This is a genomic window from Arthrobacter sp. HY1533, from assembly GCF_027568515.1.
GTDB lineage: Bacteria > Actinomycetota > Actinomycetes > Actinomycetales > Micrococcaceae > Specibacter.
The window spans coordinates 119,027-145,322 of record NZ_JANKZF010000006.1 but is presented as its reverse complement, the minus strand read 5'-3'; the positions used below and the strand labels follow the sequence as shown (position 1 = coordinate 145,322).

The 26,296-nt window shown below is 65.1% G+C and carries 25 protein-coding genes; 18 read left to right on the top strand and 7 right to left on the bottom strand.

Features of this window, described 5'->3' with window-relative positions:
• Window positions 1-74 precede the first annotated feature (74 nt).
• Window positions 75-1,610: a M28 family metallopeptidase gene (locus tag PCK14_RS07030; RefSeq protein ID WP_269937749.1), complete on the bottom strand. Its 1,536-nt coding sequence runs from the start codon at window positions 1,608-1,610 to the stop codon at window positions 75-77.
• A gap of 252 nt (window positions 1,611-1,862) precedes the next feature.
• Between PCK14_RS07030 and PCK14_RS07025 the strand changes: the two genes are divergently transcribed.
• The 3 genes from PCK14_RS07025 (at window position 1,863) to PCK14_RS07015 (ending at window position 5,432) form a co-directional block, all read left to right on the top strand.
• Window positions 1,863-2,285 carry a hypothetical protein gene (locus tag PCK14_RS07025; RefSeq protein WP_269937748.1) on the top strand — a complete coding sequence of 141 codons (423 nt, stop codon included), beginning with the start codon at window positions 1,863-1,865 and terminating at the stop codon, window positions 2,283-2,285.
• 137 nt (window positions 2,286-2,422) lie between these two features.
• Window positions 2,423-3,826 carry an FAD-binding oxidoreductase gene (locus PCK14_RS07020; protein WP_269937747.1) on the top strand — a complete coding sequence of 468 codons (1,404 nt, stop codon included), beginning with the start codon at window positions 2,423-2,425 and terminating at the stop codon, window positions 3,824-3,826.
• Between the two features lie 118 nt (window positions 3,827-3,944).
• A complete protein-coding gene (locus tag PCK14_RS07015; protein ID WP_269937862.1) occupies window positions 3,945-5,432 on the top strand; it encodes a stealth family protein in 1,488 nt (495 codons plus the stop codon).
• Between the two features lie 13 nt (window positions 5,433-5,445).
• Here PCK14_RS07015 and PCK14_RS07010 read toward each other — a convergent pair whose 3' ends face one another.
• From PCK14_RS07010 to PCK14_RS06995, 4 genes are all read right to left on the bottom strand, one after another.
• Window positions 5,446-5,955 (bottom strand): mycothiol transferase, encoded by a 510-nt coding sequence (locus PCK14_RS07010; protein WP_269937746.1) that lies wholly within the window; start codon window positions 5,953-5,955, stop codon window positions 5,446-5,448.
• A 71-nt stretch (window positions 5,956-6,026) separates the two neighbouring features.
• Window positions 6,027-6,662 carry a LutC/YkgG family protein gene (locus PCK14_RS07005; protein ID WP_269937745.1) on the bottom strand — a complete coding sequence of 212 codons (636 nt, stop codon included), beginning with the start codon at window positions 6,660-6,662 and terminating at the stop codon, window positions 6,027-6,029.
• Window positions 6,659-8,188 carry a LutB/LldF family L-lactate oxidation iron-sulfur protein gene (locus PCK14_RS07000; RefSeq protein ID WP_269937744.1) on the bottom strand — a complete coding sequence of 510 codons (1,530 nt, stop codon included), beginning with the start codon at window positions 8,186-8,188 and terminating at the stop codon, window positions 6,659-6,661. Before PCK14_RS07000 ends, PCK14_RS07005 begins: the two co-directional genes overlap by 4 nt.
• Window positions 8,185-8,982, bottom strand: a complete 798-nt coding sequence (locus tag PCK14_RS06995; protein ID WP_269937743.1) for a (Fe-S)-binding protein — start codon at window positions 8,980-8,982, stop codon at window positions 8,185-8,187. The genes PCK14_RS07000 and PCK14_RS06995 overlap by 4 nt, the downstream gene beginning before the upstream one ends.
• A gap of 160 nt (window positions 8,983-9,142) precedes the next feature.
• Here PCK14_RS06995 and PCK14_RS06990 point away from each other — a divergent pair, with 160 nt between their 5' ends.
• From PCK14_RS06990 to PCK14_RS06965, 6 genes are all read left to right on the top strand, one after another.
• On the top strand, window positions 9,143-10,198 hold the full coding sequence (locus PCK14_RS06990; protein WP_269937742.1) for a substrate-binding domain-containing protein: 1,056 nt from the start codon (window positions 9,143-9,145) through the stop codon (window positions 10,196-10,198).
• A 116-nt stretch (window positions 10,199-10,314) separates the two neighbouring features.
• A complete protein-coding gene (locus PCK14_RS06985) occupies window positions 10,315-11,610 on the top strand; it encodes an ABC transporter substrate-binding protein (RefSeq protein WP_269937741.1) in 1,296 nt (431 codons plus the stop codon).
• A gap of 88 nt (window positions 11,611-11,698) precedes the next feature.
• Complete coding sequence (locus PCK14_RS06980) at window positions 11,699-12,625, top strand: carbohydrate ABC transporter permease (RefSeq protein WP_269937740.1); 927 nt, start codon at window positions 11,699-11,701, stop codon at window positions 12,623-12,625.
• The gene (locus tag PCK14_RS06975) at window positions 12,622-13,539 is read left to right on the top strand and encodes a carbohydrate ABC transporter permease (protein WP_269937739.1); all 918 of its coding nucleotides are present in this window, start codon (window positions 12,622-12,624) and stop codon (window positions 13,537-13,539) included. Before PCK14_RS06980 ends, PCK14_RS06975 begins: the two co-directional genes overlap by 4 nt.
• Window positions 13,540-14,544: a hydroxyacid dehydrogenase gene (locus tag PCK14_RS06970; protein ID WP_269937738.1), complete on the top strand. Its 1,005-nt coding sequence runs from the start codon at window positions 13,540-13,542 to the stop codon at window positions 14,542-14,544.
• A gap of 39 nt (window positions 14,545-14,583) precedes the next feature.
• The gene (locus PCK14_RS06965; protein WP_269937737.1) at window positions 14,584-17,028 is read left to right on the top strand and encodes a polysaccharide lyase 8 family protein; all 2,445 of its coding nucleotides are present in this window, start codon (window positions 14,584-14,586) and stop codon (window positions 17,026-17,028) included.
• 77 nt (window positions 17,029-17,105) lie between these two features.
• On the opposite strand, the gene PCK14_RS06960 is transcribed toward PCK14_RS06965, so the two are convergent.
• Window positions 17,106-17,561, bottom strand: a complete 456-nt coding sequence (locus tag PCK14_RS06960; RefSeq protein WP_269937736.1) for an Lrp/AsnC family transcriptional regulator — start codon at window positions 17,559-17,561, stop codon at window positions 17,106-17,108.
• A 117-nt stretch (window positions 17,562-17,678) separates the two neighbouring features.
• Here PCK14_RS06960 and PCK14_RS06955 point away from each other — a divergent pair, with 117 nt between their 5' ends.
• Window positions 17,679-18,389 (top strand): LysE family translocator, encoded by a 711-nt coding sequence (locus tag PCK14_RS06955; RefSeq protein WP_269937735.1) that lies wholly within the window; start codon window positions 17,679-17,681, stop codon window positions 18,387-18,389.
• A 20-nt stretch (window positions 18,390-18,409) separates the two neighbouring features.
• Here the strand turns inward: PCK14_RS06955 and PCK14_RS06950 are convergent, their stop codons facing one another.
• Window positions 18,410-19,558 carry a type I restriction enzyme HsdR N-terminal domain-containing protein gene (locus PCK14_RS06950; RefSeq protein ID WP_269937734.1) on the bottom strand — a complete coding sequence of 383 codons (1,149 nt, stop codon included), beginning with the start codon at window positions 19,556-19,558 and terminating at the stop codon, window positions 18,410-18,412.
• A 389-nt stretch (window positions 19,559-19,947) separates the two neighbouring features.
• Here PCK14_RS06950 and PCK14_RS06945 point away from each other — a divergent pair, with 389 nt between their 5' ends.
• The 8 genes from PCK14_RS06945 (at window position 19,948) to PCK14_RS06910 (ending at window position 26,265) form a co-directional block, all read left to right on the top strand.
• The gene (locus PCK14_RS06945) at window positions 19,948-21,030 is read left to right on the top strand and encodes a DUF475 domain-containing protein (RefSeq protein WP_333474351.1); all 1,083 of its coding nucleotides are present in this window, start codon (window positions 19,948-19,950) and stop codon (window positions 21,028-21,030) included.
• 43 nt (window positions 21,031-21,073) lie between these two features.
• Entirely contained in the window at window positions 21,074-21,667 is a 594-nt protein-coding gene (locus PCK14_RS06940) for a TerD family protein (protein WP_269937732.1), read from the top strand.
• A 66-nt stretch (window positions 21,668-21,733) separates the two neighbouring features.
• Window positions 21,734-22,315 (top strand): TerD family protein, encoded by a 582-nt coding sequence (locus PCK14_RS06935; protein ID WP_269937731.1) that lies wholly within the window; start codon window positions 21,734-21,736, stop codon window positions 22,313-22,315.
• Window positions 22,316-22,396: 81 nt separating this feature from the next.
• Complete coding sequence (locus PCK14_RS06930) at window positions 22,397-22,978, top strand: TerD family protein (RefSeq protein WP_269937730.1); 582 nt, start codon at window positions 22,397-22,399, stop codon at window positions 22,976-22,978.
• Between the two features lie 56 nt (window positions 22,979-23,034).
• Entirely contained in the window at window positions 23,035-24,228 is a 1,194-nt protein-coding gene (locus tag PCK14_RS06925) for a toxic anion resistance protein (protein ID WP_269937729.1), read from the top strand.
• Window positions 24,229-24,264: 36 nt separating this feature from the next.
• Window positions 24,265-24,822 carry a hypothetical protein gene (locus PCK14_RS06920; RefSeq protein ID WP_269937728.1) on the top strand — a complete coding sequence of 186 codons (558 nt, stop codon included), beginning with the start codon at window positions 24,265-24,267 and terminating at the stop codon, window positions 24,820-24,822.
• Entirely contained in the window at window positions 24,810-25,361 is a 552-nt protein-coding gene (locus PCK14_RS06915) for a TerD family protein (protein ID WP_269937727.1), read from the top strand. The genes PCK14_RS06920 and PCK14_RS06915 overlap by 13 nt, the downstream gene beginning before the upstream one ends.
• Window positions 25,362-25,368: 7 nt before the next feature.
• Window positions 25,369-26,265: a hypothetical protein gene (locus tag PCK14_RS06910; protein WP_269937726.1), complete on the top strand. Its 897-nt coding sequence runs from the start codon at window positions 25,369-25,371 to the stop codon at window positions 26,263-26,265.
• Window positions 26,266-26,296: the final 31 nt, after the last annotated feature.

Genomic DNA, 26,296 nt, shown 5'->3' with positions numbered 1-26,296 from the left:
GGCACGGCCTTGGCCCGGACCGCCGTTTTGGCGGCAGCCCGGGCCAAGGTCCCCATCAGCTCAAATCCGTCCTGTCAGCGGATCAGGTGGCTGCCCTTGTACATGAAGCCGTCGGCCGGGGCCACCTTCGGGGCCGCCCGCCGGCTGCCGTCCTCGAAGAAGCCGGACTTTGTGGTGGCCAGGGTCATCACGGCATGGGCCGCGGCGTCCCCGAGCTCATTGAGCGCCGCCGTGCTCAAGTTGTTAGTGGTGTCGCAGGCCTGGTGGTAGCACGCGTCGTAGGGTTCTCCGGCCGTGCCGCCATAGATGGCTGCCTCCTCCGCGGTCTTGAGGTCTTCGGCCCCGCTGAAGAGCCCGCCCGCAGGGATGCCCACGGCAATGAAGGGACCGTAGTCCGATCGGCCGTCGAAGGCCGTCGGTGAGGTTGCCAGGCCCTGGCCTGCGAAGTAGTCGGTGAAGACCGATTCAATCTGTGCCGAACCGGCCGGACCGCCAAGTCCTTCGGGATCGGCAGAGCCGTCCCCGTCATAGACGAACCGCACATAGTTGGGCGATCCGAGCATGTCGAAGTTCAGGTTTGCGTAGATGGTGGACAGTTGCGGGTCCGTAAGGCTGGCAACGTAGTGCTCGGAACCCAGCAGGCCGGACTCCTCCGCGCCCCAGAAGGCAAAACGCACCTGCTGGCGCGGCTTGATCTTCAATTTCTGCATCTGGATGGCCGTTTCAAGGACCACGCTGGTGCCGCTGCCATTGTCGTTGATTCCCGGGCCCTCCAGCACGGAGTCCAGGTGCGCACCCACCACAACTGTCTTGGCGGGATCGCCCTTGGGTGAATCGGCGATGATGTTGGAGGTGGTGCGGGTTTCATTGATGATGTTGGTGCCAACCTGAACACTCACGGGGCCCGCCTGGGTTGCGTTGTACAGCTCAACCCCGTCCGCGTAGCTGGCGCCCACCACGGGAATGGCTGCCGGTCCGCCCAGCGTGACACCGCTGAGAAGGTCGGTCCGGCCGGGGTTGCCTTCATTGAAGACCACGGCCGCGTCATATCCGGCGGCCACGGCATTGGCCACCTTCTCGGCGAAGGTGCATGTGCCGCGCTGGATGAGCGCCACCTGGGGCTCGGTCGCCGAGGCCGGCACGAAGTCCCCCGCGGCACATCCGGAGGATGAACTGGGCGCGGGCGTTGCCGGAATGACCGCGTTTACCGTGGCAACCAGGGTGCCGGTCACCGTTCCGCTGCCTGAGTACTGCAGGGATTCGGTCTCGTACGGCACCGTCGACGGCGAGACCTGGCTCAGGGTGGCCGGAGTGACCTCCTGGTAGTAGGGGAACTCAAACTGCTGCTCGGTGACCTTGTATCCGGCCTTCTTGAGTTCCTTCTTGACGTAGTCGACGGACGCCGCATAGCCCGGAGTTCCCGATGCCCGCGTGCCGTCGTTGTTGTTGGCGATTCTCTGCAGCGCCCGCTCGTGCGCCAGGATTCCGTTTACCGTTACAGACTTGCGCAACTTGTTCGTGTTGACGTCGTCGACGGCTGACGCGGCCGTTACCGGAACCAACATGGCGGCAACAACCGCCCCGGCTCCCAGCAATGCTCTTGCTCGCATGGTCTCTCCTTATTTAATTGCCTCCCGATCGGCAGGCAATGCACCCTGCCGAGATTTCCCTAAGTCAATAACTTCCGATAGATCCGTTATCATTTCGTTACCTTGGGTGCTGGCAGACAGTTGTTTGGGCTGCATTTGCCGCACCTTGCGTCATATCCACGTTCTGGCCGGCAAAGCTTCCACTAGCCACGTCCGGCGGCCCGCCATAGGCTGGCAAGAGCACGCCGTCCAGCCACACCACAGGAGCTTTCCATGGGATTCAGCATCAGCAACGCCGCACTGCGCCTCGTCTCCGGGGCCTTCATCCTCAATGCCGGAATAGGCAAGCTGGACCTGGCCCCGGAACATGCCGCCGGGCTGCAGGCCGCCGCCGGCGAGCTCATTCCCCAGGTGGCCGACCTGACGCCGGAGCGATTCGGGAAGTACCTCAGCTACTCCGAAATTGGCCTGGGCGCGTTCCTCCTGGCCCCGTTTGTCTCCAGCCGCCTGGCCGGCCTGGCCCTGGGCGCGTTTTCCGGTGGACTCGTCGCAACGTACCTGAAGTCCCCCGGCATGACCGAGCCTGACGGCATCCGCCCCACACCGGCAGGAACAGCCATGGCCAAGGATTTTTGGCTCGCAGGCATCGCCGTTGCCCTCCTGTTCAACCGCCGGCGCCCGACGAAATCCAGCTAACCCGGCCCGCGCCGTCGGGCCAAGGCAAGGTGCCAGGGAAAAATGCTGGCCAATGGGGCACCTGTGGTGGCAGGCTGAGAGGGCAAAGCTGACTGGGGGTTCTTGCGCCATGCAATGCCCGCGCACCGGAGGTCATCTTGGAAATTCCTGCCACGCTTGCACCCGAAAACACCCCCAACGCCGGATTTGACGCCCTGCGCCGAAATCTCTCCGGCCCCCTGCATGAGCCCGGCGAACCCGGATACGCCGAACTGGCCACCCCATGGAACCTGGCCGTTGCAACGAGCCCGGCCGCTGTGCTTGAGGCGGCCAATGCCCAGGACGTGTCGGAAGGGCTGAGATTTGCCGCCGCCAACGGCCTGCCCGTTGCTGTCCAGGCCACGGGCCACGGCATAGCCAGCGACCTGGCCGGCACGCTGTTGATCCACACCCGCTCACTCAACCGCTGCGAAGTGTCGCCAAACGGCAACGGCGGGTCGGCCTACACCGGGTCAGGGACCACCTGGACCAGCGTGCTGGAAGCCTGCGCCGACCCCGGCCTGGCCGGCCTGTGCGGCTCGGCCCCTGGCGTCAGCGTGGCCGGCTACACCAGCGGCGGCGGCATCGGCCCCATGGCGCGGACCTTCGGCGCGGCCTCGGACAGGGTCACCGCAATTGACGTTGTGACCGGCGACGGCGTGCTGCGCCGCGCCACCGCCGAGTCCGAGCCCGAGCTCTTCTGGGGCCTGCGCGGCGGAAAGGGCTCCCTGGGCATCATCACGGGCATGGAATTTGGCCTGCTCCCGCTGCCCATGGTCTATGGCGGCGCACTCTTCTTCGGCACAGACAGCGTGGAACGCGTCCTGCGCATCTGGGCCCAGTGGTGCCCCACCCTGCCCCGCGCGGCCACCACCTCCGTTGCCCTCATGCAACTGCCACCCATGCCCGGCGTCCCCGCACCTCTGGCCGGAAAATTCACCATTGCCGTCCGCTATGTCTACGCCGGAGACCCGGACGACGGCGGCAGCTGGCTTGCGCCGATGCGCGCGGCCGGTGAGCCGATCATGGATGCGGTGGGCCCCCTGCCCTCGTCCATGATCGGCATGGTCCACTCCGACCCCGAGGACAGCCTGCCCGCGGCGGAAGCTTCCGCGCTGCTGGCGGACTTCCCCGAGGCGGCGGCCGAGGCCCTCCTGGACTGCGCCGGCCCAGGCACCCATTCCCCGCAACTGATGGTGGAGATCCGCCAGTTTGGCGGTGCGCTCTCGGATGAACCGGACATTCCCAGCGCCCTGTGCCACCGGCAGGCGGGCTATGGCCTGTACACAGTGGGGGTGGCGGCACCGCCCGAGCTGGCACCCATCCGGTCCCATGCGGCAGGGCTGCTCCAAAGCATGTCCGGATGGGCATATGGCGGAACACTGCCCAACTTCTCGGCCGGCACCGGCGCCGCCGGCTTTAACGCAAGCTACACGGCGCAGACACTGGACCAGCTGAAGGAGCTGGCCGGCCGCTTTGACCCGGACCGGCTGTTCCGGGTGGGGCAGGTGCCAACGCGGTAGGCTCGGAACCGGCCAGCACGCCAGTCCCCAGGAGCCCCCATTGACCAGCCCGTCCCCAAAACGCGCCGCGGCAACACAGCCGGCAACCCCTGCGGAGCGGATGGCGGCCCAGCCGGGCATGGCCGTGCGCCGGGGCAGGCTCGCCCTCACCAACGGCTCCGCCGGCGGCCTCGGCCTGACCCCGCACCAGGCCATGGTGGCCGACCTTCTGGCCGTGCGCGCGGCCCTCGACGCGAACGGCATCGAATACCTGCTGGTGCGCGGCAACGACGAACGCCCGGTCCTGGCCATCGACCTGCTGCTGCGCGACCGTCTCGAGACGGCCCTGGCCGAAGCCTTCGCCAATGAACCGTTTTATGCGCGCAGCGTCGACACGAAAAAAGCCACGGTGCTCGTGGCCGACGGCGCCTTGGCGGCGGCGCCGGAAACCCGGATCATGCGGCTGTTCCGCCCCAGGGTCGAGCCTGCAGGCGGGTTGTTTTACGGCGCCGGCTGGGGCGTGCAAATTGAGCTGTGGGAGTTCTCCGCCAGCCACATCCGCCTGCCCGTGGAGAATTCGCTGACCAGGCGCATGGTTGAGCGCCGCGACGCCGCGCTGCACACGGTTCAGCTCCACGGCATGGAGTGGCCCACGATCGAGAACATGTTCATCGACCACGTCTTTGACATCCGCTTCGACATTGACATGGTGTTTTCCTGGGTGGACGGCAGCGATCCGGAATACCAGGCGGCCCGCCGCAGCCTTGAGGCAGGCGCGCAGCTGGGCGAGGGCGACGGGCACGAGTCGCGCTACCGCCAGGTTGACGAGCTCAAGTACGCCTTGCGCTCGGTTCACATGTTCGCCCCGTGGGTCCGGCGGATCTTCATCGCCACCGACTCCCCCGCCCCGGAATGGCTTGCAAGGCACCCCAAGGTGGCGCTGGTCCGCAGCCACGAGCACTTTGCCGACCCCTCCGTGCTGCCCACCCACAATTCCATGGCGGTGGAATCGCAGCTGCACCACATCGAGGGACTGTCGGAACACTTCCTGTATTCCAATGACGACATGTTTTTTGGCCGGCCCGTGTCCCCCGAATTGTTCTTCACCGCCGGGGGCATCACCCGCTTCATGCTGTCCCCCAACCGCATTGGGCTCGGTGGCAGCGAGGTGGGGCGCAGCGGCTTCGAGAACTCGGCCAGGGTCAACCGGCGCCTCCTGTGGGACCGGTTCGGGGCATTCACCACCCACCACCTGGAACACAGCGCCGCCCCGTTGCGCCGCTCGGTGATGGCAGAGCTTGAGGCCGAGTTCCCCGACGAGTTCCAGGCCACCGCGGCCAGCACGTTCCGGGCGGCGGAGAACATCTCGGTGACCAATTCGCTCTACCACCACTACGCGCTCCTGACAGGGCGTGCGGCCATGCACAGGGATGGCCGGGGCATCTACGTGGACACGGCTTCCTCCGCAGGGCTCGCCGAGCTGCCCCGGATCCTGGCCCAGCGAAACGCCGACTTCCTCTGCCTGAACGACGGCAGCACGGGCGACGCCACGCCGCATCAGCGCCGCGGGCTGGTCACGAACTTCCTGGAAAGGTACTTTCCGTTCAAGGCGCCGTGGGAGATTTAGGCCGGTTCGGAACTCACACCGTGCGCGGCAGGCCCTTGACGTAGGCGGCCTGTCCGCCGTGCTGGACGCAGTCGTCAATGATGCTGATGAGCCGCACGCCAAGGGTGACTGGCGGGTTCCATCGCTTGTCCACCACCCGGTCCAGGTCCGTCGCAGCCAGCCCCCGCACATAGGCGATGCTCTGCGCCAGGACGGCCTGGTGGTATTCGCGCAGCAACTGAAGTGATTCCACGTGCACAGCGTCCACCTGCGCCGACGAGTGCCCGTAGCCGTGGTCCCCGGGGTCCAGCGCAAATCCAAACCGGCCGGCGTATCCGTCCCGGCGCCAGACGGATTCGGTCCCGGCAACGTGGGCCAGCTGTTCATCCTGGGCGCGGCCAAGGTGCCACACGAGCCAGGTGATGGAGTTGCCCACTCCGCCTGGGCGCCAATTGGCGTGCTCCGGCTCCAGCCCGTCCAGGACACCGGAAACAATCGTGTCGATGCGGCTGAAGGCGTCTTCCAAAAGTCCAGAGATTTCCATGCTGGCCATGCTTCCACCGGAGGTGAGACGTGTCGAGGGCCAGGGATTTCGACAGGCTCAATCACCGGCGACTACGTCAGGATGATGACATCCAAGGTGCGGGGGCCGTGGACGCCCTCCACCCGCTCCAGCTCAATGTCGCTCGTGGCGCTGGGTCCGCTGATCCACGTCTGCGGACGGGTGGCTTCAAGGCGTGCAATGGCCTCCGGCAGCACTTCCACAATCTGCTCAGCGAGCAGGATGCATACGTGCCGGTCAGGGACCAGCGAGATGACGCGCCGGCCCTGGTCCTCGCTTCCGGCGAGCATGATGGTGCCCGTCTCCGACACCGCCACAGCCGCGGCCGTCACCACGGCATCCACGGCATCGAGTTCGGCGGTGGTGAGGCGCGCATCAGGTGCGTCGACGTGCACGGCCGGGGACCCGGCGTCGTTCTTCACCGCGGACAGCCAGGACTCCGGCAGGCCGTGCGGCACCACGATCGAGGTGCTGCCGGCCAGGAGTTCGGCGAGCTGTGCGGCGGCACCTTCGGCGGGCGTGACAAAAACGTTTGCCTTGTAGTCAACGAGCCGGTCCACGAGCTGTTCGAGCCGCTGCTCCGCGGTCATCTGCGAGCTGCGGCGGTAGGCCCGGGGAACCACGGGGGTTTCCGGCGCGTCCTGCAGGGCCGACTTGATGCGGTTCATGATGTCCTCGCGGGCGCTCATGCCTGGTCCCCTTCGGTGGTTGTGGATCCGGGCACGACGGCGGCCACGGGCTTGTGTTCCTTGGCCCACCACTGGCGGAACGACTGGGTCGGTGGCGCGGGGATGTCCCTGCTTTGCGTCCAGCCTGCGGCGATGCCGGGCAGCTTCTTGATCGTCTTGCTGCGGCCCGCCGCGAGCTTGCCCAGGGGCAGCCCCTTTTCCAGCAGGTTCAGGTGCGAGCCGCTGGAGAACGCCCATTCGGCGCCCTTCATCATGAGGTCCATCTGGGACGGGAGCCTGGTTTTGGAGCGCTTGGAATCGACGTCCTTGCCGCGCAGGTGGACCAGGATCTCGGGAATGTTGATCTTCACGGGGCAGGCGTCGTAGCAGGCGCCGCACAGTGAGGAGGCGTAGGGCAGGGAGTTGTTCTCCTCGCTCTTGATGCCTGTCATGAGCGGGGAAAGGATCGCGCCAATGGGTCCCGGGTAGGTGGATCCGTAGGCGTGCCCGCCGGTGCGTTCGTAGACGGGGCACACGTTCATGCAGGCGCTGCAGCGGATGCAGTTCAGTGCGGTGCGGCCCATCTCGTCGGCCAGGGCGGCCGTGCGGCCGTTGTCCAGCAGCACCAGGTGCACGTTCTGGGGTCCGTCGCCGGGGGTGACGCCCGTCCACAGGGAGGTGTACGGGTTCATCCGCTCGCCCGTGGAGGAACGCGGCAGCAGCTGCATGAACACCTCAAGGTCCTCCCACTTTGGGAGCAGCTTTTCAATGCCCATGACGGTGATGAGGGTTTCCGGCAGGGTCAGGCACATGCGGCCGTTCCCCTCGGATTCCACCACTGTGAGGGTTCCTGTGTCGGCCAGGCCAAAGTTGGCGCCGGACACCGCCACCTTGGCGGAGAGGAATTTCTTGCGCAGGTGCGCCCGGGCGGCCTCGGCCAGGCGGGCCGGCTCGTCCGTGAGGTTCGGGTCAACCACCGGCATTTCGCGCAGGAAGATCTCGCGGACCTGGCTGCGGTTCTTGTGGATGGCCGGGACCAGGATGTGGCTGGGCTTGTCATGGTCGAGCTGCACAATGAGCTCGGCAAGGTCGGTCTCGTAGGCGGCGATGCCCTGCTCTTCCAGGTACTCGTTGAGCCCGATTTCCTGGGTGGCCATGGACTTGACCTTGACCACCTCGGTTTCGCCGGTTTCCCGGATCAGCCCCGTGACAATCTCGTTGGCTTCCTGGGCGTCCCGGGCCCAGTGGATGGTGCCGCCGCGGGCCGTGAAGTTGGCCTCGAACTGCTCCAGCAGGGCCGGAAGGTTCGCCATGGTGCCATCCTTGATGGCGCTGCCGGCGTCGCGCATGTCCTCCCAGTCGGGAAGCTCGGCCACAACCTTCAGCCGCTTGTCGCGGATGGTGTGGGTGGCGTGGCCCAGGTTGGCACGCAGCTGGGCGTTGCCGAGTTCGCGCTGTGCGGCCTGGGGGAACGGCTCCGTGGCGTTGAGGTTGCCGTGGCCGTAGACCGGGAGCGAGGGCATGCCCAGGAAGGTGTTGTTGCTCATCGCTTGCCCCCTGCCAGCATGACCTCGCCGTTGACGGAGGCGGGTTCTTCCAGCGTGCTGGCCAGGATCTCGGCGAAATGCAGGGTCCCCACCTTGCTGCCCTGCCGGGACAGCCCGCCGCCAATGTGCAGCAGGCAGCTGGCGTCCCCGCCGGAGCAAAGGTCGGCGCCGGTGCCGCAAATGTTCGCGGCCTTGTCGTCCATCATTGCGCTGGAGACGTCCGCGTTTTTCATGGAGAAGGTGCCGCCAAAGCCGCAGCACTGGTCGGCCTCGGGCAGTTCCACCATTTCAATGCCGCCCACGCTCGCGAGCAGGTTCAGCTGGCGGTCCTGCAGGCGCAGCAGGCGCATGCCGTGGCAGCTGGGGTGGTAGGTGACCTTGTGGGGGAAGTGGGAGCCAAGCTGTTCCGCCGCGTTCGTGATGCCCAGAACGTCGGTCAACAGCTGGGAAAGTTCATACGTCTTCGCGCCGACGGCGGCCGCGCGGGCTTCCAGGGCCGCGTCGCCGCAGCGCCGGGCCACCAGCTCGTGCTGGTGCTTGACGCTGGCAACACAGGATCCCGAGGGCGCCACGGCGACGTCGTAGTCGTCCGTGTCGAAGGCCTCGACGTGGTTGGCCACAACAGCGTGGGCTTCCTTGAAGTAGCCGGAATTCACGTGCATCTGGCCGCAGCAGGCCTGGCCGGCCGGGAACACAACCTCGTGCCCGAGCCGTTCCAGGATTTTCACCGTGGCCTGTGCCGTGCGCGGATACATGGCATCGACGATGCAGGTGGCGAAGAGCGCAATTTTCATGATCCCCACTGTAGGACAAAAGCCGGTCGATGTGGACTGACCACACCCTAAGTTGCTCCGCCGGACGTAAATGAAGGACTTCATGGCGGATTTCCGGCCGAAATGATCATATGATCAAGTTCTTCGGCGTTTACCCCAAATCAGAGCTAAGGATGGACCCATGTCCAGAAGCGTGGCAGACCGGCGGGCGGCAATCCTTGAATTGGTGCGCAGCAATGGACCGCAAAAGGTGCGGGACCTGGCCGCCTCCCTGAACGTTTCGGCCGTGACGCTGCGCCGTGACATTGAAGAGCTGGCCGAACAGGGCATCCTGCTGCGCAAGCACGGCATGGCGTGCCCCCTGGACCCCACGGCGGCACCGCCGCGCCCCCAGGCCACTGTGGGCCTGGTGGTTCCGCACAGTGACTACTACTACGACGGCATCATCGCCGGCGCCAAGCGGGCATGCGCGGAGGCAGGGGCCCGCCTCATTCTGGGCGTGTCGGCGTACAACCAGGCAACCGAGCGGCAACAGGCCATGCGCCTGGTGGCCAACGGCGTGGACGGCCTGGTCATTGCCCCCACGCCCAACCAGGAGACAGGCATGCTCAGCGCCGAACAGGAAGAATGGCTCGCCGCCCTCACCGTGCCCACAGTGCTCATGGAACGGCCCGCTTCCCCCTCCGGGCCCGCGAGCCTGCTCGACTCGGTCACTTCCTCGCACCGCGTTGGGGCGGCAGTTGCGGTGCGCCACCTGGCCCAGCTCGGCCACCGCAACATTGCCTCCCTCATGATCCAGGGCCCCAACACGGCCCTGATCCTGGCCGGCTACGAGGAGACCGTGGCAGCGCTTGGGCTCAATTCAATAGGCGTCGTCTTCGAGGGCAGGCAAGGCTCCGACGACGCCGCCGAGGCGTTGCGCGGCCTCATCGACGGGGGGGCCACGGCGCTGTTCATCCACAACGACCAGCTGGCCATCCGCGCCCTGACCTGGCTGCAGGATGCCGGCACACGAGTGCCCGAGGATGTCTCCATCGTCGGCTACGACGACGTCATTGCCGCGTATGCGACCATTCCCCTGACCGCGGTCTCGCCCTTCCGCGCCAACGTGGGCCACCGCTCCGTCAGGCTCCTGCTCGAGCGAATTTGGGGTGCCGGCCCGCTGGCCGAAGCGGCCGAACACATTGCCCTTGTCCCGCAGCTGATCCCCCGTGAATCCACCTCGGCACTCAACTAATTCTTTCATTTCTTTCGAATCCTTTGCTATTTCCCTGATTTCTTTCGTTTGCCTTGACTATGCTTCGGGCGACCTTGCAAGATGTGACTACCCACACATCGACAAGGGAGTCATCTATGCGCAGTATCCGCAGGTCCACATTCTTGAGTGCCGCCGCCGGCATGATCGCTGTTGCAGTGCTGAGCGGCTGCGGCGGCGGCACGGCAGCCAGCACCCCGGAAGGCCCCGTGGAGATCACGTTCTCCTCTTGGTTGAAGGGTTCCAAGAACGTTGTCGACGCCTACAACGCCGCCCAGAGCGAAGTTCATGTCACCTTCAGCGAGGTGGCCACCTCCGCGGACAACTACCCGCAGCTGACCAACCAGGTCAAGGCGAAGACGGCCCCCGACGTGATCACGGTGGAGTACCCCCGGGTTTCGGAAATGGCCACGCAGGGCGTGCTGAAGGACATTTCAAAGGAGGCCGGCGAGCTGGTGTCCACGCAGTTCGCACCGTCCATCACGTCACTGGTGAACTTTGGCGGGGCAACATGGGGCGTCCCCCTGGATGCCGGTGTGCTGCAGATGTACTACCGCGCCGACTTGTTCGAAAAGTACGGCATCGAGGTGCCCAAGACCTGGGCGGAATACTCGGCGGCAGCCGCCAAGGTTGCGGCCGCCGACCCCAAGGTTCGCCTGGCCTCCAGCCCCGTTGGCGACCCCGCCATGTACGCGGCCCTGGCCTGGCAAAACGGCGCCAAGTGGGGCTCGTTGGACGGCGACTCCTGGAACGTTGACATTGACAGCGACGCCACAAAGGCTGCCCTCAAGGTCCAGCAGGACCTGGTCAGCGCCAAGCTGCTGTGGACCGAGGATGCCCCCGTCCTGGCACAAAAGCAGGCCGACGGCCAGCTTCTTTCCGTCATCAGCGGCTCCTGGTACGGCGCCAGCCTGAACACAGCCTTCGCCGACCAAAGCGGCAAGTGGCGTGTTGCACAGCTGCCCTCCATCACCGGGGAACCCTCGGCAGCCATGTACGGTGGCTCCAGCTTCGGCATCTCCAGCACCAGCGAGAAGGCCGAAGCCGGCATCAAGTTCATCAAGTGGATGACCACCACCCCCGAGGGCATCAAGGCCCGCATCTCCGGCAAGTCGACCGTGTTCCCCGTCAACGAGACGGCCCGCACGGCGGCAGCCGCAGCCTTCGACACCGCATACTTCGGCGGCCAGGACATCTACGAGGTTGCCGGCAAGGGCCTGGCGTCCATTCCCGAGGGATGGGTCTGGGGACCGGCAACCATCACCACGTTCACCACCTTGGTGGACGAGGCGACAAAGGTGAAGGCCGGCACCAGCACCCTCCAGGACGGATTGCCGGTTGCCCAGAAGGCAACTCTTGCCGACCTGAAAAACCGCGGAATTTCCGTCAAGTAACTCAGCCAATGCTGCCGCCGGCCACCCCCGGCGGCAGCAGCATGGTGCCGGGCCGTCCCCGGTGCGCTCACTCACCGAAGGGAACCCCATGGTTGGCGCCATCGCGAAGACCAGAACACCCACCAAGTCCGGCCACAGCCGCCGGCAGACCCGCATCGCCTGGGCATTCATTGCACCGTTCTTTGCCCTGTTCTTCGCCTTCACCATTGCCCCAATCGTCTATTCGGCGTACCTGAGCCTGTTCTCGGAGAAGTCCAGCGGATTGGGATTCGGCGGCATCAAGAAGACATTTGTTGGGGTGGAGAACTACCTGCGCGCCTTCCAGGATTCGGTTTTCCTCACCGGTTTTGTCAACGTGGCCATGTACTGCCTGATCTACATCCCCGTCATGATCATGCTGGCCTTGATCATCGCGCTTTTGCTGGACTCGGCCGTGGCGCGGGCCAAGTCGGTCTTCCGCGTGGTGTTCTACATGCCAACCATCGTCCCCGGCCTGATCGCGGCCATCATCTGGACGTACCTCTACACCCCCGGTGTCAGCCCGGTGGTGGACCTCTTTGAAATGACAGGGGCAGGCTGGGACATGGGCGGGCAGCTGGCAGCCCTGTTCTCGCTGTCCAACATCACCATCTGGCTGCACACCGGCTACAACGTGATCCTGTTTTACGCCGCGCTTCAGGCAGTGCCGCGGGAGGTGCTTGAGGCCGCCACCGTGGATGGGGCGGGCGCGATCCGCACGGCGTTCGCCATCAAGGCCCGCATGATTTCCGGCGCAGTGGGGCTGGCCGTCCTCTTCACCGTTGTCGGGGCCATGCAGCTCTTTGCCGAACCACTGCTGCTGCAGGGCAAGGCCACAGCCATCAACAGCACCTGGACGCCCAACATGTTCATCTACCAGACAGCGTTTGAGAAGCATGACTTTGGCTACGCGGCGGCGACCGCATTGATCTTCGCCTCCCTCATCGGACTGCTCTCCTGGGCAGTGACAAAGATCGGAAACAAGGCACAGGCATGAGTTCACCAACCATCACCCGGGCCCGCACCGGCACCCCGGCCCCGGAACTTCCCGCCAAGCGGCGGATCAAGAAGTCAGCGCCCGTGTGGTCCTCCAAGGCCGCCGTCAACATCATGCTGGTCCTGTTCTGCCTGTACACCCTGCTTCCGCTGACATGGCTGTTGGTGGCTTCCACCAAGGACACGAGCGATCTCTTCGGAACGCCCGGCTTCTCCTTTGCCGAGAACAATTTCTTCACCAACCTCACCGAGCTGTTTACCTGGGAGAACGGCACCTACCTGCGATGGCTGCTGAACACGGTTGGCTATGCCGTGTTTGGTTCCGTCTGCTCCGTTTTTGTCTCCTTCCTGGCCGGCTACGCCTTCGACAAGTTCGACTTCCCCGGCAAGGAACGCTGGTTCGGTTTCATCCTGGTGGGTGTCTTGATCCCGGCTGCCGTCACCACCATGCCCCTGTACCTGCTCGCAGCCAACGTAGGTCTGGTCAACACCTTCTGGGGTGTCTTCCTGCCCAGCATCGCCAGCCCGTTCGGCGTCTACCTGGCCCGGGTCTTTTGCAACGGCTATGTGCCCAAGGAACTGATCGAGGCGGCCCGCCTTGACGGGGCCGGTGAAATGCGAATCTTTGCAACCATCGCCGCACCGCTCATGAAACCAGGCATTGTCACCCTGCTGTTGATGGCCTTCAGCGCCAGCTGGAACAACATCTTCCTGCCGCTGGTCATGCTCACCGACAACCAGCTCTTCCCCATCGCGCTGGGCCTCTACTCCTGGAACGGCCGTTCCGAGGCCGAACCCGAATTTGCCCACCTGACCATCATCGGCTCCCTGATTGCCATCATTCCCGTGATCGTGCTGTTCATGTCCCTGCAGCGGTTCTGGAAGTCCGGCCTCGGCTCGGGAGCCTTGAAGTAAGTGAACACAGTGACCACCTCACCCCGCCGCCCCCAGGCCACCCTGGCCATGGAGCCCCACCTCGTCAACCGGCTGTTCACCCCCCAAGCCCTGCATCACTTGAAGTCCCTGGTTTCGCTCCAGGACACCGTCGTCAGCGATTCAGGCAGCACCGATGCCGAGCTCGGCAACACGGAGATCCTGATTGGCGGTTGGGGTTGCCCCGTCCTGGACACGGACATGCTGGCGCGCATGCCGCTGCTGCGAAGCGTGGTGTACACGGCCGGAACCGTCAAGGGCTTTGCCACGGATGAACTCTTTGCCCGCGGGGTGGACATCAGCTCCGGAGCCGACACCAACGCCCTGCCCGTTGCCGAATACACCTTGGCCACGATCCTGTTGGCCGGGAAGAGGGTCTTTGAGCTCGACGCCGGCTACCGCGCCACGGAAAACTACCGCCCCTTTGTGCGGACCCCCCGGCAGTGGGGAAACTACGGACTCACGGTTGGCATTGTCAGCGCCTCCCGGATCGGCCGCCGGGTCATCGAACTGCTGTCCCCGTTCGACGTCAACGTGCTGGTGTACGACCCGATCCACACGGTCGACGGCGTGCAGAACGTTGAATTGGACTACTTGCTGGAGCACAGCGATGTGGTCAGCCTGCACGCCCCCGAACTGCCCGAGACCCACCACTTGATGGACGCCCGGGCACTGTCGCTGATGGCGGACGGCGCAACGTTGATCAACACCGCCCGCGGCAGCCTGGTTGATGACGCCGCACTCTTGACAGAACTGCATTCACACCGCCTGCGTGCGGTCATCGACGTCACCGACCCCGATGTTCTTCCGCCCGGTTCGCCCTGGTTTGGTGCCCCGAACCTGACCCTGACCCCGCACATTGCCGGATCCCAGGGCAATGAGATGTTCCGGCTGGGCGATTCGGCGGTGCGCGAGGTTGAGCGGCTGGTTGCAGGGTTGCCCCTGAAACACCTTGTCCACCAGGCGGCACTGCACATCACGGCCTGAAATTTTCCTGCATGACCACCATATGAAAGGCACAAAGTAGTGACTATTTCTCATATTTCACGGCGTACCCTGTTCCGCGCGGCCGGCTCCGCAGCCGTGGCGGGGCTGCTCCTGGGCGGCGCGTCCACCCCCGGCTTCGCGGCCACCCCGGCGTCCTTGGTCGAGTTGATTGTCCGCCGCCGGGCAGTGCTCACCGGCGGCCTGGACGCCTCCGCCGTTCCCGAGCTCAGCGCGCAGCTGGCTGCGATCGTCACCAAAACAGCAGCAACATGGGAGTCCATGGACACCTCTGCCGGCCGGACCAGCCTGTGGGCGGACATCCCGCTGACAGGCATTGGCCAGTCGGCCACGGCCACCAGCAACATGGCGCTGCAGTTCAGCCGGCTCTTCGATTTGGCCATGGGATATGCGGTGCCCGGCACCGCCCAGACCGGCAATGCGCAGCTGGCGTCGGACATTGTCTCCGGCCTCCAACTGCTCTCCGACACTGCCTACAAGCCGGGCATGAAGGCCGCCGGAAACTGGTGGTTCTGGGAAATTGGAAACCCCCGCAAGGTGGTGGACATCCTGACACTCATGCACAGCGAAGTCCCCGCTCCCCTGCGCACATCCCTGCTGGCAGCCGCCCGCTGGTTTGCCCCCAACCCCAACTGGCGTGGCCGGGCCACAAGCTTCGCCGAAACCGGCGCCAACAGGGTGGACAAGGCCCTGGCCTGTGCCATGCGCGGCATCCTCGACGCCAACCCGGCTGAGATCGCCTTGAGCCGGGACGCCCTGAGCGACGTGGCGGGCTCGGGCAGGAACAGCCTGTTCAAGCTCGTGACCTCCGGCGACGGCTTTTACGCGGACGGCTCATTCATCCAACACGGCAAGCTGCCCTACGCGGGAACGTATGGCGTGGTTGCAATGGCCGGCGTCGCCGAAATCATCAACATGTTGGGCGGCAGCGACTGGGAGGTGGTTGACCCTGACCGGGCAACGCTCCTGGACTCGGTGGAGAACACGTTCGCCCCGTTCGTGTGGGACGGGCGTGTCATGGACACCATTCGTGGCCGCGCCGTTTCGCGTCAAAGCGCGCCGGACTATGCCGACGGATTTGCCCTGATCGGCGCAGTCCTGCTGCTGGCCCCGGGGGCCGGCGAACCATACACATCGCGTTTCCTGTCCTTGGCCAAGGGCTGGCTGCTGCGCTGCACCGACCAGTCCATGGTGGGCCACCCAACCCAGCGCCTGGCCCGGTCATTGCTGGCTCTCGACGTCTTGAACAATGCGTCCGTGCAGGCCGCACCCGCGCCGCTGTACACCCGCATGTTTGCCGACCAGGACCGCCTGGTGCACCACCGTCCGGCGTGGGGTTCCACTGTCAGCACCTCGTCGTCGCGAGTGGGCCGGTACGAGTGGGGCAACGATGAGAACAACCACGGCTGGTACCAGGGCGACGGCATGAGCTACGTCTACACGCGCACCGACCTGGCCCAGTTCAGCAGCGACTACTGGCCCACCGTTGACCCGTACCGCCTGCCCGGAACCACCGTGAACCTTGAGCCGCGGCCCAGCGGGTCTTCCGGGGCAGGCACCGGCATACCGGGGGCCTACCGGCCCTTTGCCGGTGGCCTGAGCATCAATGCCAACCGTGGCATCGTGGGCATGGACCACCTCAACCACAACAAGTCCCTGTCGGCCAGGAAGTCCTGGTTCTTCCTCGACGATGCCATGGTCTGCCTCGGCGCAGGCATCACGGGCACAGGCGGTTCCGAGGTGCTGACCACTTTGGAGAACCGCTCCTATGCCCCGGGACAGGTGCCGTCCCTGCGCCTCGACCACGCAATGGCAAAGCTGTCGGCGGGGGAAAGCCGACAGGTCACAGGCTCTGTGCACATTGACGGATACGGCGGAGTCGTTATGCTAGATGTGCCCAACGCAGCCACCGAGGCAACGGTGTCAGTTGTGGCCCGGACAGGGAACTGGCGCGCCATCAACTCCGGCGCGGACACCGGCGGCAGTGATGCCCCGGTCGCCCGCGACTACGTCACCATCACGGCAGCACACGGAAGCGACCCCGTGGATGCCGGCTACGCCTACATGGTCCTGCCGGCCGCCCGGCACTCGGACACCTTCAAGAACCAGGCAAACCCGGGCGTCCGGGTCCTGGCCAACGACTCCTCCAGCCAGCTGTTGGCAGTCACGGGCGAGTCGCTGACCCTTGGCAACTTCTTTGCCGCAGCATCCTCAGCCGGATTTACCGCATCCGGCTCCTGCTCGTTGGCAGTCCAGGACCATGGCAAGGAGTTGACGGTCACCGTGGCGGATCCTTCCCGGACCCAATCCACCGTCCGCCTCACAGTGCCGGACAGCGGCAGGAAATGGGACCGCGTGCTTGCCGCCGACACGGGTGCCAGCATTGTCTCCACCCAGCCGTTGACCCTCGAATTCGCAGTTGGCGGAAACCGCGGGCACCAGCTGAGCATCACGCTGGGGCGCTAAAGCCCAGGCAAGTGGGGCCCGTGGCCAGGATTCCTGGCCACGGGCCCCACTGCGTCCCAGTGGGCCGCAGCTCCGGACTACAGCGGCAGGCCCGCCCCGGGCTTGAGGTTTTTCATCACGAGCGTAGAGCGCAGGCGCAGCACTCCCGGAAGGCTCGTCAGTTCCGTGTCAAAGTACCGCTGATAGTCGTTGAGGTCCTCGGCCATGACCTTCAGGATGAAGTCGGGATCGCCGAACAGGCGCTGGGCCGAGGTGATGTGGACGTTCTGCGCCACCTTCGCCTCAAATTCATCAAGGGTTGCCCGGTCAACCTGTGCCAGCGTCACGAACACAAGCGCCTCAAAGCCCAGGCCCACAGCGGCAGGATCAATGACGGCCCGGTATCCGGTGATGGCGCCTGACGCCTCCAGGTCCTTGAGCCGTCGGTGGCACGGGGCCACTGTCAGACCCACCTCTGCGGCCAGCGCAGTGGCACTCATGCGGCCGTCATTTTGGAGCCTGCGCAAAATTTCCTTGTCAATGGCATCAATCACAGTAATATCTTATCGCCACCACGCCGAGAAGGGCCAAAAAAGGTAAGCACTTCTGCGAAACATTTCCCTAAACTTGCCCTATTCAGGCAACACTTGGGCATTATTGGCAGGAGCATCATGGAACCGCAGGCATTCTTTGGCTTCATGGTGGTTGCCCTGACGCTTGCCGCCACCCCCGGCCCGGACTGGGCCTTTGCCATAGCCGTCGGGCTGCGGGAGCGCAGTTTTGTTCCGGCCGTGGCCGGCATGTGCAGTGGATACGTCCTGCACACCATCTTGCTGGCGGCCGGAATCGCCGCCCTCATGACGGCCTTCCCGGCCCTGTTGCTGTGGCTGACAGTGGCCGGCGCCGTGTACCTGTTGTGGCTTGGCATCAAGACCACCAAGACCTGGCGAGGCGCCAGCCTCTCAGCCACGGGCGCCACAGCCATCGGACCCAGCGGCGAGCTCCCCGCCCCGGACGCCGCGCCCGCCACACCCTCGGGATCAGCCTGGGGCTCCTACCTGCAGGGTTTCGGCACCAGCTCCATCAACCCCAAGGGCATGCTGGTGTTCGTGGCGCTGACGCCGCAGTTCATCCGCCCCGACGCCGCGTTCTCCGTGCCGCTGCAATCGGTGATCCTGGGCATGACGTTTGTCGTTTCAACGGCGCTGGTTTATTCGCTCGTGGCGGGCGGGTCCCGGCGGCTGCTGCGGTCCCGGCCGGGCGCCGCCCGCGGCGTGACCCTGTCCAGCGGCATCATCATGTGCGCCTTGGGCGCAATCCTGCTCGTGGAACAGATCGGCCCCGTCACGGAAGCCGCCGGCCGGCTGGCTGCCCTGGGATAGGCCGCGGCCTGGCAGCCGGGTCAGTGTCGGGCCGAAAAATCGGCGCCATGGCCCCCGGGGTGCGATTTGTACATCTTGGCAATGAGTTTGGGATCCACAATTTCAGTGCGAATCACTTCGCTCAACGCAGCGGCCGTCGTGGTGATCCCAGTCTTCCGCCGCACTTCCTTGCGGAGCTCATCCAAAACCGACTCTGAAAGGATGAGGTCCAACAGGGCGCCCGGTTCCGTAGCGGCACGGTGGCGCCAGATTTCGTCGATGCGCCGACGCTTCAGGGCCTCCTTGTGCAGCAGGAACATTAGCTCCGTCTTCTCGGCCAAGGTGGCCGGCCCCAAGAGATCGACCTCGAACGCCAGGTCGACGACGACCGGCAGGCCGCCGGTCAAGTGGTACGCCTGCCACACGGCACCATTTGTCAGCACCATCCACTCGACACCTTCATTGACCGCATACATCAGCACTTGGCGCAGGTGGCGTTCATTGAGCTTCTGGCTGATCCTTTTGACCTCGATGAAGGCCACCATCTGCTTGTCGATCCGCACCCCGTAGTCGGCAAAGTCCTGCTTCACCATGTACTCCGTGGTCAGATCCTTGAACTTGTCGTAGTCCAGCCCTTCGCACAACATATCGGTGACGACCATGCGGGTGTCACCCTCATTGGCATCGCGGGCCCGCAGCGCCTCCAGGGGCTGAATGTACCGCTTGATGGCCTCCTGGACCTGTTCAATGGCAGCCAACTCCCACTTGGGGGTTCGGGACACCGGCACCGCCTGGACTTTGGGGGTGACCTTCGCAGGTTCAGGCTGCGCGGGCAGTTCAGCGACCGGAGCGACAGGCTCTTCCTGCGTGTCCACCACCGGCGCGCTGTCACTGACGGCGATGTCCTCTTGGCGGCTGCTTCCAACCGGAACCCGAAGCTCGTCGGGCAAGTGCAGCAGTGGATCTGCTACGCCGAAGGCCGCCTGCTTGAGCATCCAGTTGATCGTGGGTTCCCACATCTCCACCACGGCGGCGCCCGATCCCTCGACTGAAACCACCCTCGTGCAAGCGATCAACTCAAGGTGAGCAGGTTCCGGGACAGGATGGCCTGATTGGGCAGCGACTGCCGCCCACTGGACCAAGATGTTGAATCGGTTCTGTCCTTTGGCATCCAGCAAAATGTCATTCACAGGTCTCAAACTCCTCGCACATCAAATGTTGATCGTCCACAGCCCCCGTGCAGCGTTCAAGTCGAGGCCTCGCATTCCGCTTGGACAGCTTTCACGTTCTTGGCCCTGACCATACTGCTTGCCGACCCGGACGTCTCCAAGGCGCGGCTCTTGCCCGTAACAATCGCCGACCACCGCTTCTCAGAAGGCGGACTGCAGCCTGCCAAGGCCTCGCCACGGGAACTTTTCCGGCGCCCCAGCCATTAGGCATATGTATGGGGAATGGAGATAATTGTGTTTGAACGATCCACGCGTGAGCCGTCGGGCCGCGTGCGGCTGTACGTACATCAACCACAAACCCCCGGCGCCTTGTGCCGGGGACCACTTGAGGAGCTTGTCAGCGCGTGTTCATGAAGACTTTTGGCTGGTCCCTGGGGATCACCGTCGTCGCGCTGGCTGTTGCCTTTTTGTACGGCGGCGTCCAGGCTCTCATCCTGTGTGCCGTCCTGGGCGTGTTGGAAGTCAGCCTGAGCTTCGACAATGCCGTGGTCAACGCCCGCATCCTGGAAAAGATGAGCGCGTTCTGGCAAAAAATCTTCCTGACCGTGGGCATCCTCATTGCCGTGCTGGGCATGCGCGTGGCCTTCCCCCTGCTGATTGTGGGCATCACGGCCAACCTCAACCCGGTCCAGGCCGTCCAGCTTGCCCTGGAAAAGGGCAGCATTGAAACGCCCGGCAGCTACGCCTACCTCCTCCATGAGGCGCACCCCCAGATTGCCGCCTTTGGTGGCGTGTTCCTGCTGCTGCTGTTCCTTGACTTCATGTTCGAGGAGCGCGAACTTCGCTGGCTCGGCATCCTGGAAAAGCCGCTGGCCGTCACTGGCCGCCTGCCCGGGGCATCCACGGCCATTGCCCTGTTGATCCTGGTTGCCTCAGCCGCCATGGTCCGCCCCGGCAAGGAAGTTGACGTGCTCATTGCCGGCATACTCGGCATGGTCACCTACGTGCTGGTCAACGGCCTGGGCGGACTTTTCAACATTGAAGAGGACGACGACGCCCCCGCGCAGGCCTCCTCCGGCACCCGCGGCGTGGGCAAGGCGGTTGGCAAGGCCGCGTTCATGCTGTTCCTCTACCTTGAGCTGATCGACGCATCGTTCTCGTTCGACGGCGTGATCGGCGCCTTCGCGATCACCTCGGATCCCATCATCATCGCCCTGGGCCTGGGCCTGATCGGCGCCATCTTTGTCCGCTCACTCACCGTCTTCCTGGTCCGCGAAGGCACCTTGGACGAGTTTGAGTACCTGGACCACGGTGCCCACTGGGCCATCGGCGCCCTCGCCATCATCCTCCTGCTGACCATCAGCATCGACGTCAACGAAGTCGTTACAGGACTTATTGGCGTGGCCTTCATCGGCGCCGCCTTCCTGTCCTCCATTGTCCGCAACCGGCGCGCGGCCGCCCAACCTCCCAAGGTTGATACGCTGGCCAGTTAGCCCGCACCACCGTTTCCGCACCACCAACTAGGAGAAGAACGTTATGGGACTTAGTTTGCAAAAGGGCCAGGCCCTGTCACTGAAGAAGAACGACGGCGGCGCCCTCACCCGCGTGCGCATGGGCCTTGGCTGGGATTCAGCTGCCCCGGCCAAGCGCGGCCTCTTTGGCGGCCTGAAGAAGGGTGCAGAGGTGGACCTGGACGCTTCGGCCATCCTCTTTGACGCCACCGGCAACGCCCTGGACACCGTCTTCTTCAACCAGCTCAAGAGCAAGGACGGCTCCACCCAGCACACGGGCGACAACCTGACCGGCGAGGGCGACGGCGACGACGAAGTGATCCTGGTTGACCTGGCCAAGGTCTCCCCTGCCGTTGCCCAGATCGTGTTTGTCATCAGCAGCTACAGCCGCCAGACCTTTGACATGGTGGCCAACGCTTTCTGCCGCCTGGTGGATGAATCCACGCCCGGCTCCCCCGAGGTTGCCCGCTTCCAGCTCACGGATGCCGGAACACACACGGCCATGATCATGGCCAAGGTGTCCCGCGAAGGCGCCGGCTGGAAGTTCACGGCCATCGGTGAGCGTGCCAACGGCCGCACCGTCATGGACCTGGTCCAGCCCGCAGCCGCAGCCCTGTAGGGTGGCGCCAGGGGCCCAGCGCCCTTGTTGTCATCTTCTCTTCGCAATCAAAGGAGTTTAGTTCTCATGGCATCATTGACCCTTTCCAAGGGCAGCAACCTCTCCCTGACCAAGGCCGATCCGGGCCTGCAGTTGGCCATGGTGGGCCTGGGCTGGGATCCCCGCACCACCAGCGGCGACGCGTTTGACCTGGATGCCTCGGCCATCATGGTCACCGCCTCCGGCAAGGTCCGCAACAACGACGACTTCATCTTCTACAACCAGCTGGAGTCCAAGGACGGATCAGTTGTCCACCAGGGGGACAACCGCACGGGCCTGGGCGACGGCGACGACGAACAGATCCTGATCAACCTCGCCACGGTGTCCCCCGATATTGCGCGCGTGGTCATCGTGGTCTCGATCGACCAGGCCGAGGCCCGCCGCCAGAACTTTGGCCAGGTCCGCGACGCGTACTGCCGCGTGGTCAACCAGGAAAACGACGCGGAGATCGTCCGCTACGACCTCTCCGAAGACGCCGCCTCCGAGACCACCATGGTGTTCTGCGAAATTTACCGCAACGGCGCAGAATGGAAGTTCCGTGCTGTTGGCCAGGGCTATGCGAGCGGCCTGTACGGCATCGCGACCGACTACGGAATCGTTCTGGACTAGCTTTTTGCTTTATGGGTGCGCGGCCCCGGCGCCGCACACCCGCCCCCACAAAACTCCACTGAAGTAAGGACAAGAAATCTCATGGCTGGATTGACTCTTGCAAAGGGCAACAACCTCTCACTGACCAAGACCGACCCGGGCCTGCAGAAGGCCGTCGTTGGCCTGGGCTGGGACCCCCGCACCACCACGGGCGAGGCCTTCGACCTGGACGCCTCGGCACTGCTCGTGGCCGCCAACGGCAAGGTCCGCTCCGGCGACGACTTCATCTTCTACAACCAGCCCGCAGCCAAGGACGGCTCAGTCACCCACCTGGGCGACAACCGTTCAGGTGAAGGCGCCGGCGACGACGAGCAGATCCTGATCGACCTGGGCCTCGTGGCGGCCGACGTTGAGCGCGTGGTCATCGTGGTCTCCATTGACCAGGCCGATGTCCGCCGCCAGAACTTTGGCCAGGTCCGCGGCGCCTACTGCCGCGTGGTCAACCAGGCCAACGACGCGGAAATCGTGCGCTTCGACCTCTCCGAGGACGCAGCCCCCGAGACCTCCATGCTATTTGCGGAAATCTACCGCAACGGTGCGGAATGGAAGTTCAAGGCCGTGGGCCAGGGCTACGCAACCGGCCTGGCCGGCATCGCCACCGACTTCGGCGTCCCGCTGGGCTGACCAACCCCCTCCCGCCCGCGGCATCCACCTTCACAGCTCAGGAAAACTGGAAAACCATGACAACACCGCTGACCCCTCCCACCGAAACCGAGACCGCACTGGTCCTGAAGGCCCCGGACGCACCGGAAATCGTCGTGGCCGAACAGGCTCCCGGCATGGTTCCGGTCCCCGTTGAACGCCAGGCGGAGATCAACCGCCAGGCCAAGGAATTCATCGCCGAGATTGCCACGGTGGATGCCCGCAGCCCCGAGTTCACCACCAAGGTTGACGGCATTTCCAAGCTGGCCGGCTCGGAAATGACCAACTCCTCCGACGCCTCCAGCCGCATGCTGGAGCGCTCCTCCACCTCGGTGGCCGGGGCCAAGAAGAATGGCAACGGGGCCCAGGCGCAGGTCGCAGGCACCCTGAACGATCTCCGCTCCACGGTGGAAAGCCTCACCCCCAACAACGCCGACCTCGGCACGGGGCGCAAGATCCTCGGCTTCATCCCGGGCGGCAACAAGCTGGCCAAGTACTTCCAGAAGTACGAGTCCGCACAGACCCAGCTCGACGCCATCATCAAGTCGCTCATGGCCGGCCAGGACGAGCTCCTGAAAGACAACGCCTCGCTGGCAGGGGAAAAGGTCAAGCTGTGGGAGACCATGCAGAGCCTGAGCGAATACGCCGTGTTCGCCAAGGCCCTGGACGAGGCCTGTGTGGAGAAGATTGACGCCACCCGCGCCTCGGGACAGATCGAGCAGGCCCAGAAGCTCGAGGCCGACGTCCTGTTCCCGATCCGCCAGCGCCACCAGGACATCCTGACCCAGCTGGCTGTTTCGGTGCAGGGCTACCTGGCCATGGACCTGATCCGCAAGAACAACCTTGAACTGATCAAGGGTGTCGACCGGGCGCGCACCACCACCATTTCGGCGCTGCGCACAGCGGTCATCGTGGCCCAGGCCCTGGCCAACCAGAAGATGGTGCTGGACCAGATCGACGCCATCAACACCACCACGAACAACATGATCCTGAAGACTTCCGAGATGCTCAAGGACCAGACAGTGCGCATCCACCAGCAGGCGTCCACCTCGGGCGTGAGCGTGGAGACGCTGCAGAAGGCCTTCGACAACGTCTTTGAGACCATGGATGCCATCGACACCTTCCGCGCCTCGGCCGCGAAGAACATGGAAGGCACGGTGCACGCCCTGGAGGACGGGCTGGCCAAGGCCAAGCCTTACCTGGAGCGTTCACGCCAGTCTGAACGCGAGTAGGCTGAAAAGAACGTTCGTTCGAGACAAGGGAATGCGATGATTGGCCGTTTTGTGGGGGGCAGGTTTGGCGGCGGCGGGGCACCTCAGGTGCCCGACCGCCCCGCCGTTGACCCGATTGCGGAGGAGATCGCCCAGATGGGCGTCTCCGTGGACGCGCTGCGTGCGTCCGTGCGCCGTTCCGGCAGCCGCCTGCCCCCGCTGTTGTCGTCCCAGCTGCGACAGCTGGGCGACCTCATGCGCGACGCCGTCGCGGACATCGCCATCCGCGGCTGTTCCACGGAACAGCGCGTGCTGCTCAACGCCATGATCTGCAGCTACGTGCCCACGCCGCTGCAGGCCTACCTGGCGCTGCCGGAGGCACACCACGACGAGGAGGCCGCGGCGACCTTCCTGTTCGCGGAGCAGCTGGCCACCCTCGAACAGACCTTGGCGGACCTGCTCAACCAGATCCGCATCGGAGCCGTGGAGGAACTCTCCACGCACGGGCGCTTCCTGGCGGACAAGTTCTCCGCCCAGGACGCTGCCCTGCAACTTCAACAACCACCATCTGAAAGGGACCCATTGCGTTTGGAGGGCCAGTCTTGGCAACACTAGTGGCAGGGGCCAATGCCGCCCTGACCGCCGAGAACCCCGGCCTCGACCACGTGGTGGTGGGCATGGGCTGGGACATCATTCCCAGCAACGGCCCCCAGGCAGAGCTTGTCCCGTTCGCGGTGATGTGCGACGCCGGCGGCCAGGCCGTGTCTAATGAGCACCTGGTGTTCTTCAACCAGCTGGTCAGCGCCGACGCATCCGTGACCTTTGTGGGCGATGCCGACCAGGAACAAATTGACGTGGACCTGGCCCGTGTCCCGGCCGAAATTTCCAAGATCATCTTCCTGGCCTATGTGGACCCCGAGTTCCGCGGCCAGGGCACCTTTGGTTCCGTGCGCAGCGCACACATCCGCGTGGCCACGGCCGAGAACCGCGAGCTGGTCCGCTTCGACCTCGCCACCACAGGCCTGGAAGCTGTCACGGCCATGATCTTTGGCGAGCTGTACCGGCACCGGGACGACTGGAAGTTCCGCGCACTGGGCCAGGGCTACCGCACGGGTCTGGCCGGCGTGGCCAAGGACTACGGAATCAGCCTCTAGGCACCCCGTGAACCATTCCACCTCGCCCCGAACCGACCTGGTCTTTTTGCGCCGCCGCATCAAGCCCGGCAGCGCCCAGCCCGCCGCGGTGCAACCCTCCGCTGCACAGGCCCCTGCCGCTGCTTCGCCGGCCCCCTCGGCCGGCCTCAGCCTGGGCCGGCCGTCCGCCCCGACAACAGCCCCTGCCGCTGCACCTTCATCCGGGCTCACGCTGGGCCGCCCGGCCTCAGCCCAGCCCGCTGCCGCCATGCCACAATCACGCCCAAGCCAGGCGGCACCCACGGCGGGGCTCGTCCTGGGCGGCGGCGCCCCGGCGTCGTCAAGCAACCCCCGGGCCCGCATGCTGGCGGCCCAGCGCGAGAAATCCAAGCGCGAGGACCACGAGGTGGGACTGCTGTTCCCCGCCCCGCGGATCGAGGACGTCTACGAGCTGAACCTGGTGCAGCGCCTCCTGCGGCTGACACCGCTGCAGTCGGCCGTGGGCACGCTGGTGGTCAGCGGCAGCACGGCGGCAGCCTGGGAAAGTGTGCGGCGTGTGACCGGCGGCCAAACCGTGGACGGACACAAGGCCGGCACTCCCGTCATGACCAGCGGCAACCGCGAGCTGGTGGGCTACCACGGCCGGGATGCGCTCATCACACTGCGCCATGTGCGCGAGCTGCGGCGGGCCATCTTCATCAACCGCAGCAGCGCAGCCATGGGCGTGCGGCTGTTCTCCGGCGACACCGTGGCCCTGCCGCCGGCGGCCGACGGGGCGCAGATTGTCCTGCTGGTTCACCGGATCGGCAATGTCCTGGAGCTGCGTGCCGAACCCGTCCCGCGGGACTGGCAGGACCAGCAGATTTGGCAGGAGTTCGACTTCACCATGACCCACCAGGCGCCGTCGTCCGCCTACGGGCGCTAGGCGCCACCGTCCACACCACCCAGGCAGCACC